The organism is Thermostichus sp. OS-CIW-31 (assembly GCF_054060305.1).
Genome location: NZ_JBSSDA010000006.1, coordinates 87,136 through 105,025 on the forward strand (window position 1 = coordinate 87,136; position 17,890 = coordinate 105,025).

Consider the following 17,890-nt stretch of genomic DNA (forward strand, 5'->3'; position numbering starts at 1 on the left):
GGGGATGGCAGAAAGAAAGATGAAGAGTGGGATATGGAGGGTTGAGGGTGAGGGCAAAGCTATTTTTTCTTGCCAGCGGCGGCTGGAGCTTGGCCCGGCTTGGGCCGTTTCGCCCCGTATTTGGAGCGGCCTTGTTTGCGGTCTTTGACCCCTGCAGCGTCGAGGGTGCCCCGGATAATGTGGTAACGCACGCCGGGCAAATCCTTAACCCGCCCACCGCGAATCATGACCACAGAGTGCTCCTGCAGGTTGTGGCCGATGCCAGGAATGTAGGCAGTGACCTCAAAGCCGGAAGTGAGGCGAACGCGAGCCACTTTTCTCAGGGCCGAGTTGGGCTTTTTGGGCGTTGTCGTGTACACTCGGGTGCAAACCCCCCGCCGCTGTGGACAAGCCTTCAGGGCAGGAGACTTGGTCTTGCGAGCGGCAACGCTGCGCTCCTCACGGATCAGTTGCTGAATGGTGGGCATGGGCTGGCAGAGAAGGTCACGGCTTAAATTTTAAATTATCCGGTTGAATTATCCGGCGATATTGAATCCTAGCAAGGCGGGATCCCAGCGTCAACTTGGGGATGGACTGCTGGGCTGTTAGCCTGGCCGAGTCTGAATTTCGGCCTCGTTCCCCCCTTGCCTCAGCTTTTTAGGAGACTCTGCACACCAGAAAGGATCCCTAGCAGACGATGGGCTGGTTAGATTGGTGGATTGTGCCTCCATGTCCGCTTTGCCAGCGCCCTGCCAAGGCCGTGTTCTGTCAAGACTGTCAAAGGCGGTTGCAGGCGGAGCGCCTTGCCACTTGGCCAGTCACCACCTCGCCTTGGCCACTTTACGCCTGGGGGATCCACCGGGGGGCGCTGCGCAGGGCCATCTATTGCCTGAAGTACGAAGGACAACGGCGCATTGGCTCGGTTTTGGGAGAATGGCTGGGATCCCGTTGGGTCGAAAGCCAGTCCACCTCTTTAGGCTCCCCTGGGGCCTACACGGTGGTGCCCATCCCTCTGCATGCAGAGCGGCTGCGGCAGCGGGGCTATAATCAGGCAGCCTTGATCAGCCAGGCTTTTTGCGAGCGCACCGGTCTTCGCCACCTGCCCGATGCTCTGGTGCGGGTGCGGGCCACAGCGGCTCAACATGAGCTCAACCCGCTGCAACGACAGCACAACTTGGCCGGGGCCTTTGCCCTGAAACAAGTTCCGGCCACACCGGTGTTGCTGGTGGATGACATCTACACCACCGGATCTACTGTGCAAGCCGCCCAGCAGGTATTGGCCGCTGCCGGGATCCGTGTAGCCGGGGTAATCGTTGCCGCTCAAACCCCAAAAGCCGCCTCTCCAGACTGGCCCGGCCCTCCAGACCCTATCCCGCCTCCACCAAATTAAAGGCGGTGACAAACATAAAGTCACAAAACTCGCGCACCAAGTTCGGATCCCGCCAGCCCTTGCGGGTTTCCTCCCGCAGCACTCCTATGGCCTGTTCGGCAGTCAAGGCGGGTTTGTAGGGGCGAGGAGAGGTCAGAGCGTCGAAAATGTCGATCACCTGAAAGACGCGGGCCAACAGGGGAATCTCTTCGCCTGCCAGCCCATCCGGGTAGCCGCTGCCATCCCAACGCTCGTGGTGGTGGCGGATGATCGGCAGCACATCCTGCATGGTGCGCAAGCCCCGACAAATGTCTTCGCCAATCAAGACGTGGGACTTCATGATCTCCCATTCTTCCGGGGTATGCTTGCCCTGCTTACACAAAATCGCATCCGGGATCCCGACTTTGCCGATGTCGTGCAGGTAGCCGCCCCAGCGCAGGGCCTTGATCTGTTGACGAGACAGCCCCAAGTAACGGCCAAACTGTTCCCCCATGGCCACCAAGCGTTCGCAATGGTCACCCGTGATGGGATCCCGACTTTCCACGGCGCGGGCAATGGCAAACAACACCCCGGCAGCGTGATCCAGGTCTTCGTTCAAGCGCTTTTGGTGGATGGATGAGCGTACCCGCGCCAGCAGCTCCACGTGATCGAAGGGCTTGGTCAAAATGTCGTCGGCCCCCACCTGCATCCCCATCAGGCGATTGGAGCGGTCGGTCAGGGCAGTGATCAGCACAACGGGGATCAGGCGGGTCAGCTCATTGGCCTTCAGTTGCCGGCAGACATCGAACCCGCTCATGTTCGGCATCAGCACATCCAACAGCACCAAGTCTGGCCGAAGCCGCTCCACGGCTTCTAAAGCCTCTTCGCCGTTGGTGGCCTCGCTCACGCGGAAGTGGGCCGACCGCAACAGCTCACCGATGTAGAGGCGGCTGCTGGCCTGATCGTCCACCACCAAAACATGATCCGCCTCCGCCAGCTTCGGGTTTAGACGGGGAAAGGGGGTGTGAGTCAGGCGGGAGTTCATGGCGGCCAAAATCTAGTCTTGCATCGAGTACGAGCTTTCCCCCTCAGCCGGATTCGGCGCAACCCCACAGGGGATCCCAGTCCAAACACTTGGCGGTAGGATGCCAACAAACTCAAACGGCATCCCTCAGCCCTCGTATCTGGACACACTCTACACCCAGGTTTTTAAGACTGTACTCCGCAACTTCGCTGAACCTACTGCCCTCTTTGCAGGGCTGCCTGACGGGGATCCACATTGAGAAACACGGTGGCATCTCCCTCGACGCGGATGATGCGCAAAGGGGGCAGCGAGTCCGTCGGGTTTTGGATGCGCTCTTGCAGCTTCTCGTAGAACAGCAGATCCGCCAGTTGCGCGTTCTGCGCTGCCGCTTGTCCTTTCAGCTCAATGGCCCGCTGGTTGGCCGCCGCCAGGATCAGCAGCCGCTCGGTCTCTTTTTCCTGAATTTGCGCCCGCACTGCCGCCGTTTGTGCTGTAATCGAGGCCACCTGTTTGCGTTCAATCGAGTCTCTTAAGGCTTGTGGGAAATCGGGGTTGCCCAGAAACAGGCCCTCCACCTGCACCAGAGGCAGGGTTTGGCCATCGCGGTTGACAGTAGGCATCTCTTGGCGAATCAAGTCCAGCGCTCGTTGTTCGATGGCAGCCCGCTGGCTTTTCCGGTAAAAGTCTTCCGAATTGAAAGAGGCGGAGATATCCCGGATTTTGGAGCGCACCACCGGCACCACCACCGTGGAAAGATAGTTCTCGCCGATGTTGGCGTGCAGCTCGTCCAAAGTGGCGAGGTTGGGCTTGAGGGCAATGGCCACATCGATGGCAAAGGCTTGCCCATCGGCGGTGTTCACGGTGATGGCGTTGCTGATGGCATTGGCCGAGGCGGGGTCGTTGGTAAACTCCCAAACGCGGGTGAGCACGGTGTAGGTGATCGGCGTTTCGATCCCTGGGATCCGGAAGATGACCCCTGGCAGTTCCACCCGCCCCTTCTGCAACCCGGAAAAGGTATTGAACACTACAGTGGCATGTCCGGGCAAAGTGACGTACAGGCAAGCGCGGAGCACTCCCAGGGCCGCCAAGACGGCGATCCCTCCTACGGTTAACCAACCCACTCTGCTTTGGGGTGCTTCTCCTGTTGGATACATGGCGGCTCCTCGTGGAAAGAGGATGAAAAAGTGCTGGTTGCTATTTGGTAACCAGAGTTTCCAGGCGGGATCCCAGTACTGTGGCTTTCACCACCTCTAGGTACTGCGGATTTTGGGTGAGGGCCTGTGCTTTGGCTCTCAATTGACCGGCTTCTGCCTCCGCTTGAGAAATGATAGCGCGGGCATCTTGGCGGGCCTGCTCGATCTCAAATTGCTTTTGCGCCAGTTGATTTTCAGCAATGGTTTTTGCCTCAATGGCCGCTACGAAATCAGGATCGAAATCCACATCCCGCAGCAGAAAATCCAAAACCTCGATGCCGTATTCCTTCAGCAGAAGAGCCACCCGTTCGCGGATTTGGCCCTGGAGCAGCGGACGCTCGGTAGAATACAGAGCCTGGGCAGAAAAGCCGCTGGTCTCATTCAGAATGACCGACCGGACGATGGGGGCGATGCGATCCAGGTAATTTTCCCCCAGTTGCGTATAGACCTTGGGGGCGTCCACAATGCGAAACTGCAGCGTCGCCTCAGCTGCAATCTGCTGCCCATCCTGAGAAAGGGCCACCAGCCGCGGCGCGTAGGCAGTCGGGTCGTTGTCCTTCCAGGTGAGGGCCTGCGTTTTTACATCGAAGGTAACCGTGCGCGAGACAAAAGGCGGCACCCAATGGAGACCAGGCTGCAAAGCCACCGGCCTTACCCCCCCTCTCCAGGTGAACACCACCATATTTTCTCCATTGCCCACCAGTCGCAGCGGCCTGCCCATCGCCACTAGGATCAATACGGCTCCGGCAAGGGTGGCCTTGGGCAACAAGCGACCAACCCGCCTCTCCCAACCTTCTGCCCGCATCTCCCCATCTCCTGCGCATGCAGCCATTCTCGCGGCTGTGGGGAAATGAGGCTGAGAAATCGCCGCTATCTTTTAAGCCTTCTACAGGGATCCCTGTCTTTCTCTCCCACTATTCGCAACGATGTCGAGAACTCTACAAAGTTCACAAAAGATCACTTCATACTTTGCAAAGACCCGTGACGGACAGGCGAAAAGGGAAGAAGATTAAGACATAATAAAGATTTGGGTTGCCGTTCATGCTGTCCATTCCCGATTACGAGCGGCGGGACATCCAAGTGCCACTCTCGTGCATCCCCGTTGCCGCCCGGGCCTTGATCCGGCAGGGGGTATCCGTCTGCTGGCGGGAAGAAAGCCTGTCTGCCTTGATTCGTCTGGGATCCAAAGGAGCCGCCGACCGAGCCGCCATTCTGCTGGTGGAAATGAGCCTCATGGGCCAACCTGAGGAGCTAAAAAGCTGGCTGGAGATGTGCTGGCGACTGCCCGCTTGTTTCAGGGAACCCCTGCAGGTGTAGGATAAAGGATCACTGCAGTTCAAGAGCCTGCCTCGTCGAGGAGAAACTGGCTGCCGTAGCCGGTAACGATGCGGGTTCCATCTTTGAGGATATGAATTTCCACCTGGTCACTGGCCCAATTAAGCTGGTTTTGCAAGGCGGGGTTGAAGACGTGCACCCGCTGGTTGCGGGAAGAGACCAGCGAGTGGGGGGAGTGAATGGCCTGAGATTGGAGATAGGGGCCGTCCACTAAAATATCCAGCTCTTGCAGCAGCTCCTGGGCGCCGGGAGGAGCTTGGGGGGAGTGCAACTGTTCTAGGGTAAAGCCGGTAAAAGACATCACTGTCAGCCCTTTGGCCTTGAGAAGCCGCGCCAAGCTGGCCAGGGCAGGAGCCTGCCAGAAGGGTTCCCCGTCGGAGAAGGTTACCCCTTGATTTTTGGGGTTGCTTAGGATTTGGGCTGCTAGGTCGGTCACGCTCACCAGTTGATGGATGACAAACGGCCAGGAAGCCGGGTTGAAACAGCCTGGGCACTCCCGCAAGCAGCCCTGCACCCACACCACCGCACGGCAGCCCGGCCCATTCACTTCCGACTCGTCCACATACCCCATCAGGTTGAGATAGCCGGGAGGAATCTGGGCCAGAAAGCTCAGCGCCATCTCTGCCTTGGACATGGATCACCCGCTGCAAAACCTCTTGAGGCTATTCTTAGCCTAATTGGCAGCTATGCTCATAAGGCAGTCATGAATCAATAATTAACGCTTGAGAACGATTGAGGCTCGTAGTTGCAAAAACAGGATAACTGGGAGGCTGCTGAGAAAGCTGCCTGGTCTGGAAACCGGCCCTACTCCAATTGCGCCCTCAGGGTTTGCACTCCCCGCCGCGACCAGCTTACCGCTCCAGACCAATCGGCTACGTAGAGGGGTCGTTGTTTCTGCCGGAACCAGGTGACCACCGTCTCGCCGACAGAGCCAGAGCTAATGCCCGCCTGCACCTGAAAGCGCTCCAGGAGATCCAAAATCAGGGATCCCCCGTCCCACCACAGCCAGTCGATCTGGGCCGGCATCAGCGGGGATCCGGTTAGCTCGGCTTGCACATGGGTGCCGGCAGAGCCCAGCAGCAGCCAATGGAATCCCTCTGTTTCTAAAGTCAACACCAGGGGGTTGGTGTGGATGGCCTGTAGGCTCAACCGCTGCGACACCGGGATCCGGTCGGCAGGCTGCAACACTCGATAGGGGATCCCGGCAGCTTGCACAGCACTAAGGGAACGCAGGTAACTTTCGGAAGCCGCATTAGCCCCTCCCCCATCCCAGAATTGCCCAATCGCGTTGGCGGGACGTACTCCTTTGGAGAAAGCCGACAGCAGGATCTCCCAGCCGCCATTGGCAGAGCCGGCGGAGGTCATGGCCACCGCCCCGTCCAGACGGCGCAAGCCCTGCTGCCGCAAAAAGGGCAACACCGTGCGTTCTGCCAAACGGGGATCCCCGCTGTTGAGCAAGAGGTGGCGTCCTTCCGCTTGAATGGCCAGGATGGGGATTCGCCCACTGGCCAGGGCGGTGATCTGAACGGCTGGCCCCGGCCACAACCCCGGCCCCAACAGGATCCCGACCAGGATCAAGGCAGTGCCCTGCCAGCGGAAAGCCCGTTGCCACCGTGGCCAAAAGGTTAGGGCCACCAGCGCGCCGTAGAGGAGCAAGCACTGGAGCAGAGAAACTCCGCCGGTGTAGTAGGAGCTGAAGGGCCAACCGGCTATCCAGCTCACCCAGTTGATCAAAGGCGTGAGAAGCAGCTCTAGGGGCCTTGCCAGCAGGGATCCCAGCCCTGGAGAGAGTAAAGCCACAAAGGCCACCCCGAACCCTGCCACCAGCAGCGGCACCAGCAGAATCATCAGCAGGGGATTGGCCAGCAGTGAATAGGTGGGGATGCGGCCAAAGATGGCCACCTGCAGCGGCAAAGTCCAGATCTGGGTGGCCAGAGGAACGGCCAAGGCGGTGGCCACTGCCGGGGGCAAAAAGTCCAAGCGGGAAACGATGGGAGCTGTCCCCACCAGCAGGCCCAGGGTGGCGGCGAAGCTGAGCTGGAACCCCAAATCCGTAATCCACATGGGCTGATAGATTAGCAACACCACCGCCACCACCAGCAACGTGCCCAGCGGATTGAGCCTAACTTTTCCCTGCAGGCGCGGCTCCGTCAGCACCACCATGGCTGCTGCCCCCATCAGTGCTGCCCGCAACACCGAAGGGCTGAACCCCGTCAGGGCAATGTAAAGCCCCAGCACTGCCAGAATGATCCCCTGCTGCAGGCGCACCGCCAACCGCCGTGTCAGGACAAACACCACCCCCACCAACAGCGACACATGGAACCCAGAGGCGGCCAGCGCATGGGCCATGCCGATTTCCCGGAAGGCATCCTGCAAGTCGAAATCCAATTGGGCGGTCCGGGATCCCAGCACCAAGGAAGCCAACAGATTTCCCTGCCGCTCTCCTAGCCCGGCGATGAACGCTTCCCGCACCCGCCGCCGCAACACCCAGCCCCCCCAACCTCTTCCCCCCGGCTGCAGGATCACCTCACGGGCGCTGAAGCCGGCAAAAGCCCCCTGGCGCTGCAGGTAGGCTTGAAAATCAAAGCTGCCCGGGTTCAAGGCCGGACTGGGCAGGTACAGGGATCCCGTCAGGCGCACCCGTTGGTTGGGGTGGAGATCCTTGTCCTGGAGGGCCTCAGGGCCGGTGGTGACGTAGAGCTTGCCGCTGACCTGGCGGGCCGTGGAGTCGGCGTTGAGCACCTGCTCTGCTCTCAGCCAAAATTGCCGCCGTTCGCTGCGGGTGGGACGGGGTTCCGAGAGGACGGTGCCCACCAAGTTCATCTGCTGCTGGGGGGCCAACAGACTGATATCCGTCGGGCCGGGAAAAGGCTGCCGCCAACCCAGGTAATTCCAAGCCAGACACCCCACCAGACCCATCGCCAGCCAAGTGCGGGCCAGACGCGGTTGCCGCCGGCACAGCAGGGATCCCGCCAGCCCCAATCCCAGCAGGATCCCCCAGCCCCACCCGGCAGCCTGGGGCCAAGCCCGCACCAGCAGGCCCAAGATCCAGCCCAACCCCAGCAGATAGGTTCTTTCCATGTGCCGCAGACCCGTCTGCCCCCCACTGTACCGATGTGGTCAAGCGGGATCCATTGCGTTGTCTTAACCTTGCTCGCCTGCCGAAAGAATTGTATTAAAGGATACTCTTTCTCGACCTTGGCAAAGGGAGTGTAGATTAGGGCTGGTCGCGCCAGCGGGATGTAGTCCTTGGCAGTTTCCTGCGCCGGCATCCTGAAAACGACCCTAAAACGACCCTAAGTTATCTGTCCCCTTCCCCGCTGTTTCCCCTAGACCCTATGCGCATCCGATCCATCCGCGTTCTCAGTGGCCCCAACTACTGGAGCATCCGTCGTCATAAGCTGATTCAAATGCGGCTTGATCTGGAAGACTTGCAGGAGCGATCCACCAACACCATCCCGGGTTTCAAAGAAAGGTTGGAGGCCCTGTTGCCGGGACTGTGGGAACACCAGTGCTCCCGCGGCTGCTATGGGGGATTCTTGCAACGGGTGGAAGAGGGCACCCTCATGGGCCATGTGGTGGAGCATGTGGCCTTGGAACTGCAGACTCTGGCCGGCATGAAAGTGGATTTTGGCCGCACCCGCGAAACCTCCACCCCCGGCACCTACAACGTCGTGTTCGAGTATCAAGAGGCAGAGGCCGGGCGCTTTGCGGCCAAAGCTGCAGTCTACCTCTGTCAGGCTTTGGTGGATGGAGAAGACTACCGCCGCGACCTAGAACTGGACATTCAAGAGTTGCGAGAGATCCGAGAGAACGTCCGCTTCGGCCCCAGCACCCAAGCTTTGCTGGACGAGGCCGCCCTGCGCGGGATCCCCTATCTGCGCCTCAACAAGGGATCCCTGGTGCAACTGGGGTACGGCGTCTACCAAAAGCGCATCGAAGCCACCACCACTGAAAAAACCAGCATCATTGCCGCCGACCTGGCCGCCGACAAGCGGGCCACCAAAGAACTGCTGCAGGACATGGGGATCCCGGTGCCCAAGGGCTATACGGTGCGTCGCCGCAGCGAGTTGGCAGCCACCATCGAGGATGTCGGGGGCTTTCCGGTGGTGATCAAGCCCCTTAACGCCAACCACGGCAAGGGCATCACCGTCAACATCACCAGCCTGGAAGCCGCCGAGATCGCCTACGATGCCGCCAGCCAATACTCCGATGTGGTGTTGGTGGAAAAGCACCTGGTGGGGGATGACTACCGACTGCTGGTGATCAACAACAAGCTGGTGGCTGTGGCCAAGCGGATCCCAGCCTATGTGGTGGGAGATGGCCGCTCCACCATTCAAGAGCTGATCGACGAAGTCAACAGGGATCCGCGGCGGGGGTTTGGCCACGAAAACGTGCTGACCCAAATTAGCGTTGATGACATGACCCTGCGTATCCTCGAAAGCAAAGGCTACACCCTGGATACGGTGCTGCCCAAAGGAGAACATTGCACCCTCAAATCCACCGCCAACCTGAGCACCGGAGGCATCGCCGTCGATTGCACCGATATCATCCATCCCTACAACGCCTTCATTGCCGAACGGGCAGCTCAGATCATCGGCCTGGATGTGGCGGGCATCGACCTCATCTGCCCGGACATTGCCCAGCCCGTCAACGAAACCGGTGGCGGCATTGTCGAGGTGAACGCTTCTCCCGGCCTGCGCATGCACCTGGCCCCCAGCGAAGGGATCCCGCGCAATGTGGCTGAGCCCATCATCGACATGCTCTTTCCCCCCGGCAGCCACACCCGCATCCCCATCCTGGCCGTCACCGGCACCAACGGCAAAACCACCACCACCCGCCTGATCGCCCACATCCTCAAAGGCATCGGCAAGCGGGTCGGCTTCACCACCACCGACGGCGTTTACATCCAAAACCATCAAATTGCCAAGGGAGACATGACCGGCCCCCACAGCGCCCGCCTGGTGCTCAGGGATCCCACCGTAGAAGTGGCGGTGCTGGAAACGGCGCGAGGCGGCATTTTGCGAGAGGGGCTGGGGTTTCCGGAATGCGATATTGGCGTGGTGCTCAACGTAACCTCAGATCACCTGGGGTTGGGGGATATCGAAACCCTAGAAGACATGGCCCGCGTCAAATCCGTCTTGGTGGAAGCGGTACACGAGCGGGGCTACGCTGTCTTGAATGCCGATGATGGTCTGGTGGCCGCCATGGCCGCCAATGTCAAGGCGACAGTGGCCTATTTCAGCATGAACCCGGAAAATCCCCTCATTCAAAAGCACATTGCTTCCGGGGGCATAGCAGCTGTCTATGAAGAGGGCCACATCTCAATTTTGAAACGGGGCTGGAAACTGCGCATAGAAGATGTAACCAAAATTCCCCTCACCCTCTCTGGCAAGGCCAGCTTCATGATCCAAAATGTGCTGGCCGCTACTTTGGCAGCCTTCCTGCACGGGGTTTCCATCGACGACATCCGCATGGCGCTGGGCACCTTCACCAGTTCTGTAGCCCAGACCCCCGGTCGCCTCAACTTGTTTGATGTAGGGGGCTACCAGGTGTTGGTGGACTATGCCCACAACCCAGCAGGTTACGAAGCCATTCAAAGTACCCTGGAGCGCTGGGATTGCCAACGAAAAATTGGGGTTATCGGCGGGCCTGGGGATCGGCGCAACAGCGACCTACGAGAGTTGGGAGTCCTGGCAGCGCGCATGTTCGACCGGGCCATCGTCAAAGAAGATGATGACCGGCGAGGACGGGAACCAGGCGAGGTGGCCGCCCTAATCCGGCAGGGTTGGGAACAGGAAAAGGCAGGGGATCGTCTGCAGGAAATCTTGGATGAGGCAACTGCTATCGAAACCGCTCTGGAGAAAGCCGAACCCGGAGACCTGGTGGTGATCTTTCCGGCGGATGTACAGCGCACCATCCAGATCATCACCCGCTTTCAAGACAAGCTCAATCCCAAACCCAGTTACCGTGGCTCCTCCTACAGCATCGGCCCAGATTTGATCTCCCCCAGCCCTGACGTCAAACTGTCTTAGGCTGGCTGCCGACAACTCCAGAGTGCTCTATGGCCTCCATTCCTGGACAGACATCGAGAATTGAGTGGGCGGAGGTGACCCATAAGTCCTCGGCGGCGATATCCTAAGTTTAGGCTGGCGGGGGCGGGTGACTTGTCTTTTGGGAAGCAGCAGGTGTTCGGCTCAGGGGATCCTCGGCTTTTCAGAAGCCTTAACCGTTCTAAAAAAGTCTGAGGGATGGCAGACAGAACTTTGGGGATCCCAAAAGGTCTAAAGACTCCGTCCCGCCGACGCGATGGGAATGTCGTTAGGGTAGTTGTGAATTTGGCAAGGAAAACAGCTCATGGACAGCGCTCTGCTTCAAGCGGCTCGCCAGATTTATCAATTTCATCTGCAGTATCGACCGGAAGTGCTGGAGCAACCTCCGCGGGGGGTAGTTATTCACCGCCGTACCCTGCGAGGGGATCTGATCTTTTCCGAGTTCCCCATCCTGCTGCCCCAGGAAACTTTTATTCCGCTGCAGCAATTGGAGCCGCTGCGGTGAGGCACAAGGAGCTACGCTGACAGAGCAGATCCTTCCTTTTTCTGCCTTTAGGGACTCCGTCCTGCCGACGCGATGGGAATGGCTGCCATGCTCGAGATTCTCCCCTACTGCACAACGCTCACATGATGTGGCTGAGCATGATGTGGCTGAGCAGCGCCGACGCCAACAGAATCTGGGAGCTGCGCCTGTTGGCCTGGGTGCTGGTACTGGTGCTGGGGGCCTGTGTGGGCAGCTTCTTAAATGTGGTGGTCTATCGTCTGCCGCAGGGCCTTTCTCTGCTCTATCCCGGATCCCATTGTCCAAGCTGCAAGACGCCGCTGGGCCCCACGGAGAACATTCCCATCCTGGGCTGGTTGTTGCTGCGCGGTCGCTGCCGCCATTGTGGAGCGCAGATTAGCTGGCGCTACCCTGCCGTTGAGGCGTTGACAATGGGCCTGTTTGCCCTCAGCATCGGCGCTTTGGGGTTTTCTGCCCAAGGGATCCTCACCTGCATCTTGTTGAGCTGGCTGTTGGCCCTGGCGCTCATCGATCTGGATACCTTTTTGCTGCCGGAGGAGCTGACCCGTTCAGGCCTGGTAGTGGGGCTTTTGGCCCGCCTGGCTCTGCCGTGGCTCCAGGGATCCGGATCCCTGGCCGCTACAGGCCTGTCACTGGTGGAAGGGATTGCAGGAGCTGTGCTGGGCCTCTGGCTGCTGGAGGGCATTGGCCTCTTGGCCCGTTGGGTCTTGGGGCGGGAGGCTATGGGCGGGGGAGATGGCAAGCTGTTGGCTGTGATCGGCATGTGGTTGGGCTGGCAGGGGGTGACAGTCACCCTGCTGCTGGGCTGCGGGTTTGGCCTGGTGGGCAGCCTGCTGGCTATAGGCTTGGGGCAAGCCCGCCTGGGAAAACCCATCCCCTTTGGCCCCTACCTGGCCTTGGGTGGAGGGGTAGCGGCTCTGGCCGGATCCGAACTGGTGGAGGGCTACCTACGCTGGGCCGGATTGGTGGGGTAGAGGGAACGTCCATTCAACATTGGATACTTCATGTTTCGGGATCTATGACTTCAAACTGATCGGGAAAAAGAATGAGATTAAAATATCGAAAACCTCCTACCAAGCTCAAATCCGGAACCGCTAAATCAACCGCATAGCCTTCAGTGGGATCTGAGTAACATTCCACAATGGATCCCTGAGTTCCAGCAGGAATAGTGGTCTCGCTGAAATACTCCTTGACATCTGCCACAGTTTTGACTCTACTGTATGGCTTGATTCTAGAAGTGGTTTTACTCATCATTGTGTACCTCTAGCCAATTGGTGACCAAACGAGGGATTAAACTTTCCTTATCAACCTGCCACACGGTCACTAAAGTGCCTTTTTTCTGATTGAGGCCCAAAATTTCAATCTTGACTCGATAGCGGCTTCCATAGGGTGTTGGAAACGGATCCCCGGCTAAGGCGCAAGGCAGAGCAGCAGTAACCTGTTGCAGAATGTGAGCAAATCCCACCCTTCTTCCCTCTGGTGTACTGACATCATAGCCAAGCTCTGCAAAGGCAATCCACTTGCCTTGATTTCCAGGATTAGCTGGATTCATAGAGTAATCAACGAACTTGGCAGGATCCACTGCTGCTTCAGAAGCCCTGGGCAAGGATCCGGCCATGGTTGCAGCTTTTGCCGACTTCACGTAAGGTCTAAGGACTCCGTCCCGCTGGCGCGAACAGTAGCCCAGACGTCTCACGCTAACCTGAAACAACCATATTAATTACTCCACCCCTTCGATTCTGTCCTCGATCTCCTGATACAGCTCCTGCAGGCGCTCGATATTGGCCTGGGAAGTCTGCCAGTAGCCACGCCCATGCACCTCTAGCAGGGATCCGACAATGCGCCGGAAGGAGTGGGGATTGAGGTTCATCAAGCGCTGCCGCATCGCCTCGTCCTTGATGAAAGTCTCGTTGGTTTCCTCGTAGATCCAGTTGTCCACCGCGCCTGCCGTAGCTGACCAGCCGGAGGTGTTGACCAGCCGCTTGGCGATCTCCCGTACCCCTTCGTAGCCGTGCTTGAGCATCCCCTCATACCACTTGGGGTTGAGGAGCTTGGTGCGGGCGTCCAGACGGATGGTTTCGCTCAGGGTGCGGATCTGGGCGTTGGGCGTGGTGGTATCTGCCATGTAGGCCGAGGGGGCCTTGCCGTCGGGGCGCAGGCTTTGCACCAGCTTGGTGGGATCCGCGTCGAAGTAGTGGCTGACATCGGTCAGGCTGATCTCCGAGGAGTCCAGGTTCTGGAAGGTCACATCCACCGTTTTCAGGCTGGCCTCGAAGAGCTGTCGCATCTGCTGGTTGGGCAGGTTGGAGCCGAAGGCAAAGGACTTGCGGGATAGGTACATCTCCCGCAGCTCCCTCTCGTCCTCCCAGGAGCTGTTTTCCACCGCCAGGTTGATGTTGGCGGAGTAGGATCCGGAAGCGTTGGAAAAGACCCGCGTTGCCGCCTGTTCCAGGGTCAGCCCCAGTTCTTCTGCCTGCTGCAAGGCGTGCTTGCGCACAAAGTTCAGCTCTGGTGGCTCCACCGCTGCGGCCGCCAGCTTCACCGCCCGGTCGATCAGGTCCATCTGGTTAACAAACAGATCCCGGAACACCCCCGAGCAGTTCACCACCACATCAATGCGGGGCCGGCCCAGTTCCTCCAAGGGGATTAACTCCACCTTGTTCACCCGCCCCAGGGCATCGGGTTTGGGTCGCACCCCCAGCAAACACAGCACCTGCGCCAGCGACTCCCCGTAGGTCTTGATGTTGTCGGTGCCCCAGAGCACCACCGAGATGGTTTCCGGGTACCGGCCACCGTTACTGCTCATCTCGCGAGCCAGCAGCCGTTCCACCACCATCTCCGCCGACTGGATGGCGGCTGCCGTGGGGATGGACTGGGGATCCAAAGCGTGGATGTTGCGCCCTGTCGGCAACACATTGGGGTTGCGGATGGGATCCCCTCCTGGCCCCGGCAAAATGTACTCCCCTTCCAAGGCCCGCAGCAGGGATCCCAGCTCATAATCTGCCGTAATTTGCTTGAGGCACTCCTCCAGAAATTCAAACAAGGGCTTCAAAAGATCCGGATCCACCTGGGGGTAGCCCGCTTCTTTTAGGACTGCCAACCAGGGGGCTTGCCGGCCCATGTTGAAAAAGTTGAGCTTGGCCACCCGCGCGACCCGGCCCTGGGCGTCGGTCTGCTCCTGCACCAGCGCCGCCACCGCCTTCTGGCAGGCCTTGTTGATGCGATCCAGCAGCTCCGTATCCGCCAGGTGTCCTCGATCCCGGTTGCGGTAGATCTCGTCGATGTCCCGGCCCAGGCTTTGGGCAAGAATGCGCGGCAGACCCAGGATCCCTTCTTCCGGGCGGTCGATGCTGGCAATGCTCACCAGGGTGGCAATCGCCTCCTCTGCTGTGGGGGGCGCTCCAATGACGTGCAGACCACAGGGCAACAGCCGCGACTCGATCTCCATGAGCTGGGCGTAGAGCTTGCCCACCACCCTGTCCCGCTCTTCCAAGCTCAACTGGGCGGCGTCCCCCTGGGGCAACTCCACATCCTTGTCCAGGTTCACCAGCCGCGCCTTGTCGCAGATGGCGTTGACGATGGCGATGCCCCGCGCCCCCTCCCGCAGGGTTTGGTAGGAGCCGATCATCTCCCGCAGCTCTTGCAGCCCCTTGTAGAGGCCGGCGTTTTCTGCCGGCGGCGTCAGGTAGCTGATGGTACAGGCGTAGCCCCGCCGCTTGGCAATAGTGGCCTCACTGGGGTTGTTGGCGGCGTAGTAGTACAGGTTGGGCAGGGATCCAATTAGATTATCCGGATAGCACTCGCCCGACATGCCGATCTGCTTGCCCGGCATAAACTCCAGGGATCCATGGGTGCCAAAGTGCAACACCGCATCCGCCCCCCAAACTTTCTCCAGGTAGGTGTAGTAGGCGGCAAAGCCGTGGTGAGGGCTGGCTGACCTGGAAAAAAGCAGCCGCATGGGATCCCCTTCATAGCCGAAGGTGGGCTGCACCCCGATGAACACATTGCCAAAGTGCTTGCCGTAGATGAGCAGGTTTTGCCCATCGGTATTCAGGTGCCCCGGCGCTGGCCCCCAGTATTGCTCGATGGCTTTCACGTAGGGTGTCAGCGCCTCGTACTCCCGCACCGACAGTTTGGCGGCCACATTCAGCTCCGGGCTGGCGTACTGGGCCTGGGGATCGTGCAGGATGGACTCCATCAGCTCCTGCGGGGTTTTGGGCAGCTCGGGGCCGAGGTCATAGCCGTTGTGGGCCAGGGCCTGCATCACCCGGTGAATAGAGGCAAATACATCCAAGTAGGCTGCTGTCCCCACATTGCCTTTGTCCGGTGGGAAGCTGAAGACGGTGATGGCGATCTTCTTCTCCAGCTTGGGCTTACGTCGCAGGTTGGCCCACTTAATCGCCCGCGCCGCGATCAACTCAATCCGATCCTGCATTGCGTGAGCTTTGCCGGTGGCCGCATCCCGCCCTGAGAGGATGATGGGATCAATGGCCCCGTCCAGCTCGGGAATGGCAATCTGCAGAGCCACCTGCACCGGGTGCAGCCCCAGGTCGCTGGCAGCCCATTCCTCCGTCGATTGAAACACCAAGGGCAGCGCCACCATGTAGGGGCGATTCAGCCGTTGCAGCGCTTCCACTGCTTTGGGGTGATCCTGCCGCGCCGGCCCTCCCACCAGGGCAAACCCGGTTAGCGACACGACCACATCCACAATGGGCGCTGTCTTCTGCGCGTTCCAGAAAAACTCGTTCACCGGCTTGGAGAAGTCCAGGCCCCCGGCAAACACCGGCACCACTCGCGCCCCGCGCGACTCCAGCTCTTGCACCATGGCCACATAGTGGGCATCATCCCCCGTCACCAGGTGGGTGCGCTGCAACACCAACCCCACGCAGGGAGCCAAGGGATCCTTCACGTCCTGCGGCAGATCCTCGCGGGCGTTGTACCAGTCCAAATACTCCGCCAGGCTGGCAAACATCTGCGGCGCCAAGGGGTGCCAAATGCCCATCTCCAAATAGGTGACCGGCTCGGCAAACTGCACCTGATCCCGCATCCCCGGCAGGTAGCGATCCGCCAGCATCAGCAAAAAGTTCTCCAGGTTCTCGCGGGATCCCCCCAGCCAGTACTGGAAGCTGAGCATGAAGTTGCGGGCATCCTGCGCCTTGTCGAAGGGCAGATACTTCAGCACCTTGGGCAGCGTCTGCAGCAGCTTCAACATCCCCTCCTGGAAGTTGGATCCCTGCTGGCGCTTGCGCATAAACTGGGCGATGGCGCTCTTGGACTGGCCTAGCTGCGCCATGGAAAAGGATCCCATCTTGTTCAGGCGCATCACTTCCGGCATGGAGGGAAACACCACCACCGCATCCAGCCGTTCCCGCAGGGGTTCTACCGCCTGCACCACCTTCTGGGCAATGTCCTCGATGAAGATCAAGGATCCGATAAAGACATTGGCCGTTTCCAAATCCCGCTTGAAGGCATCGTAGCCCGCCGGATCCCGCAGCTCCTCCACCAGGTAGCCGGCCAGCTCCACCGCCAGCTTGGAGTTGTGGGCATTGATGCGCTGCACTGCTGCGGTCAGGGCACTCTGATATTGCGGCTCCAACACCACATACACCACCTTCATCAAGCGGCGATCCCCTACCTCGGCAGGGGTAACGTGGCGGGTGATGGGCTTAACCAGAGTAAACATGCGGTCGCTCTCCGTCGTGCAATGCAAAAATTGGGTAAACCGGGGAAAGGACTCCGTCCCGCTGACGCGAAAGGACTCCGTCCCGCTGACGCGATAGGCAGGATCCCCTATTGTCTGTTTCCCGTTCTACCAGAGAAACGGATCCCTGCTGGGAGCATGGCGGCAAGGTCGTAATAATTCGCAATGATCGCTGAGGTACTGTAAAGGGGAAGAGGATCCCTTCCCCAGAGAGCGTCCCCTTCTAAGGATCCAATGGACTTCTCACCCCGCGCCCGCCTTTATTCAGCACATGGGTGTAAATCATGGTGGTTTTGACATCTTTGTGGCCCAACAATTCTTGGACGGTGCGGATGTCGTAGCCGTTTTGCAGGAGATGAGTGGCAAAACTATGGCGGAAGGTGTGGCAAGTAAACTACCCGACTCCGTACCGCTTTAGCGATACAGAGTAGGCTTTTAGTAGCCCTGGGCCTGCTCTGCTCTACCAGAGAACAAAACAGGCCCGAACCTCTAGGCTGGTTTACAGCAGCCCCAATCGACCGTTACCAGTGCCTTAAATAACCGTTTCTGGTGCCCGCAATGTTATTGTAGCACAAGGCAAGTGAAGTCGCACATTCCTCCCGACACTGACTTTATGAGTACAGTGCGAGGCTCCTGCGATTTCTAGCTGACTTGCTCCAGGAGCTTTCTGGGTCTAGGTATGGGTGTGTTAATGCTCATTCAGCCAGATAAAAACCCTTTGGAGGTAATTATCG

At 59.3% G+C, this 17,890-nt stretch carries 13 protein-coding genes and 1 pseudogene; 5 read left to right on the plus strand and 9 right to left on the minus strand.

Features of this window, described 5'->3' with window-relative positions:
• Positions 1-59: 59 nt before the first annotated feature.
• Positions 60-467, minus strand: coding sequence for a 30S ribosomal protein S12 (gene rpsL / locus ACVWY9_RS05370; RefSeq protein WP_011432553.1), 408 nt, complete (start codon positions 465-467; stop codon positions 60-62).
• A 209-nt stretch (positions 468-676) separates the two neighbouring features.
• Here rpsL and ACVWY9_RS05375 point away from each other — a divergent pair, with 209 nt between their 5' ends.
• The gene (locus ACVWY9_RS05375) at positions 677-1,369 is read left to right on the plus strand and encodes a ComF family protein (protein ID WP_457387719.1); all 693 of its coding nucleotides are present in this window, start codon (positions 677-679) and stop codon (positions 1,367-1,369) included.
• Here the strand turns inward: ACVWY9_RS05375 and ACVWY9_RS05380 are convergent.
• The 3 genes from ACVWY9_RS05380 to ACVWY9_RS05390 all read right to left on the minus strand — a co-directional run bounded on the left by ACVWY9_RS05380 (position 1,347) and on the right by ACVWY9_RS05390 (position 4,349).
• Entirely contained in the window at positions 1,347-2,372 is a 1,026-nt protein-coding gene (locus tag ACVWY9_RS05380) for an HD-GYP domain-containing protein (protein WP_457387720.1), read from the minus strand. The genes ACVWY9_RS05375 and ACVWY9_RS05380 overlap by 23 nt on opposite strands.
• A gap of 194 nt (positions 2,373-2,566) precedes the next feature.
• Complete coding sequence (locus ACVWY9_RS05385) at positions 2,567-3,505, minus strand: prohibitin family protein (RefSeq protein ID WP_457387721.1); 939 nt, start codon at positions 3,503-3,505, stop codon at positions 2,567-2,569.
• Positions 3,506-3,545: 40 nt separating this feature from the next.
• Complete coding sequence (locus ACVWY9_RS05390) at positions 3,546-4,349, minus strand: prohibitin family protein (RefSeq protein WP_457387722.1); 804 nt, start codon at positions 4,347-4,349, stop codon at positions 3,546-3,548.
• Positions 4,350-4,585: 236 nt separating this feature from the next.
• On the opposite strand from ACVWY9_RS05390, the gene ACVWY9_RS05395 reads away from it, so the two are divergent.
• Positions 4,586-4,861, plus strand: a complete 276-nt coding sequence (locus ACVWY9_RS05395) for a hypothetical protein (RefSeq protein ID WP_457387723.1) — start codon at positions 4,586-4,588, stop codon at positions 4,859-4,861.
• A gap of 19 nt (positions 4,862-4,880) precedes the next feature.
• On the opposite strand, the gene ACVWY9_RS05400 is transcribed toward ACVWY9_RS05395, so the two are convergent.
• Together ACVWY9_RS05400 and ACVWY9_RS05405 are read right to left on the minus strand one after the other, a co-directional pair.
• Positions 4,881-5,513, minus strand: coding sequence for a 4Fe-4S single cluster domain-containing protein (locus tag ACVWY9_RS05400; protein WP_457387724.1), 633 nt, complete (start codon positions 5,511-5,513; stop codon positions 4,881-4,883).
• 170 nt (positions 5,514-5,683) lie between these two features.
• On the minus strand, positions 5,684-7,960 hold the full coding sequence (locus tag ACVWY9_RS05405) for a ComEC/Rec2 family competence protein (protein ID WP_457387725.1): 2,277 nt from the start codon (positions 7,958-7,960) through the stop codon (positions 5,684-5,686).
• Between the two features lie 257 nt (positions 7,961-8,217).
• On the opposite strand from ACVWY9_RS05405, the gene cphA reads away from it, so the two are divergent.
• The 3 genes from cphA to ACVWY9_RS05420 all read left to right on the plus strand — a co-directional run bounded on the left by cphA (position 8,218) and on the right by ACVWY9_RS05420 (position 12,429).
• Positions 8,218-10,914 carry a cyanophycin synthetase gene (gene cphA, locus ACVWY9_RS05410; RefSeq protein WP_457387726.1) on the plus strand — a complete coding sequence of 899 codons (2,697 nt, stop codon included), beginning with the start codon at positions 8,218-8,220 and terminating at the stop codon, positions 10,912-10,914.
• 322 nt (positions 10,915-11,236) lie between these two features.
• Positions 11,237-11,437, plus strand: coding sequence for a hypothetical protein (locus ACVWY9_RS05415; RefSeq protein ID WP_011432545.1), 201 nt, complete (start codon positions 11,237-11,239; stop codon positions 11,435-11,437).
• Positions 11,438-11,559: 122 nt separating this feature from the next.
• Positions 11,560-12,429: a prepilin peptidase gene (locus tag ACVWY9_RS05420; RefSeq protein ID WP_457387727.1), complete on the plus strand. Its 870-nt coding sequence runs from the start codon at positions 11,560-11,562 to the stop codon at positions 12,427-12,429.
• Between the two features lie 269 nt (positions 12,430-12,698).
• On the opposite strand, the gene ACVWY9_RS05425 is transcribed toward ACVWY9_RS05420, so the two are convergent.
• The 3 genes and pseudogenes from ACVWY9_RS05425 to ACVWY9_RS05435 form a co-directional block, all read right to left on the minus strand.
• On the minus strand, positions 12,699-13,073 hold the full coding sequence (locus ACVWY9_RS05425; protein ID WP_414330567.1) for a DUF6883 domain-containing protein: 375 nt from the start codon (positions 13,071-13,073) through the stop codon (positions 12,699-12,701).
• A gap of 102 nt (positions 13,074-13,175) precedes the next feature.
• On the minus strand, positions 13,176-17,138 hold the full coding sequence (locus tag ACVWY9_RS05430; protein WP_457387728.1) for a magnesium chelatase subunit H: 3,963 nt from the start codon (positions 17,136-17,138) through the stop codon (positions 13,176-13,178).
• A 241-nt stretch (positions 17,139-17,379) separates the two neighbouring features.
• Positions 17,380-17,547 (minus strand): annotated as a pseudogene (locus ACVWY9_RS05435) (tyrosine-type recombinase/integrase); the annotation flags it as partial.
• Between the last annotated feature and the right edge of the window lie 343 nt (positions 17,548-17,890).

Bases quoted from the DNA above. Each gene is read 5' to 3' on its own strand.
- ACVWY9_RS05430 (WP_457387728.1), bottom strand. From the start codon at position 17,138: ATGTTTACTCTGGTTAAGCCCATCACCCGCCACGTTACCCCTGCCGAG.
- ACVWY9_RS05420 (WP_457387727.1), top strand. From the start codon at position 11,560: ATGATGTGGCTGAGCATGATGTGGCTGAGCAGCGCCGACGCCAACAGA.
- ACVWY9_RS05385 (WP_457387721.1), bottom strand. From the start codon at position 3,505: ATGTATCCAACAGGAGAAGCACCCCAAAGCAGAGTGGGTTGGTTAACC.
- ACVWY9_RS05405 (WP_457387725.1), bottom strand. From the start codon at position 7,960: ATGGAAAGAACCTATCTGCTGGGGTTGGGCTGGATCTTGGGCCTGCTG.
- ACVWY9_RS05415 (WP_011432545.1), top strand. From the start codon at position 11,237: ATGGACAGCGCTCTGCTTCAAGCGGCTCGCCAGATTTATCAATTTCAT.
- ACVWY9_RS05380 (WP_457387720.1), bottom strand. From the start codon at position 2,372: ATGAACTCCCGCCTGACTCACACCCCCTTTCCCCGTCTAAACCCGAAG.
- ACVWY9_RS05375 (WP_457387719.1), top strand. From the start codon at position 677: ATGGGCTGGTTAGATTGGTGGATTGTGCCTCCATGTCCGCTTTGCCAG.
- ACVWY9_RS05425 (WP_414330567.1), bottom strand. From the start codon at position 13,073: ATGGCCGGATCCTTGCCCAGGGCTTCTGAAGCAGCAGTGGATCCTGCC.
- cphA (WP_457387726.1), top strand. From the start codon at position 8,218: ATGCGCATCCGATCCATCCGCGTTCTCAGTGGCCCCAACTACTGGAGC.
- ACVWY9_RS05390 (WP_457387722.1), bottom strand. From the start codon at position 4,349: ATGCGGGCAGAAGGTTGGGAGAGGCGGGTTGGTCGCTTGTTGCCCAAG.
- rpsL (WP_011432553.1), bottom strand. From the start codon at position 467: ATGCCCACCATTCAGCAACTGATCCGTGAGGAGCGCAGCGTTGCCGCT.
- ACVWY9_RS05395 (WP_457387723.1), top strand. From the start codon at position 4,586: ATGCTGTCCATTCCCGATTACGAGCGGCGGGACATCCAAGTGCCACTC.
- ACVWY9_RS05400 (WP_457387724.1), bottom strand. From the start codon at position 5,513: ATGTCCAAGGCAGAGATGGCGCTGAGCTTTCTGGCCCAGATTCCTCCC.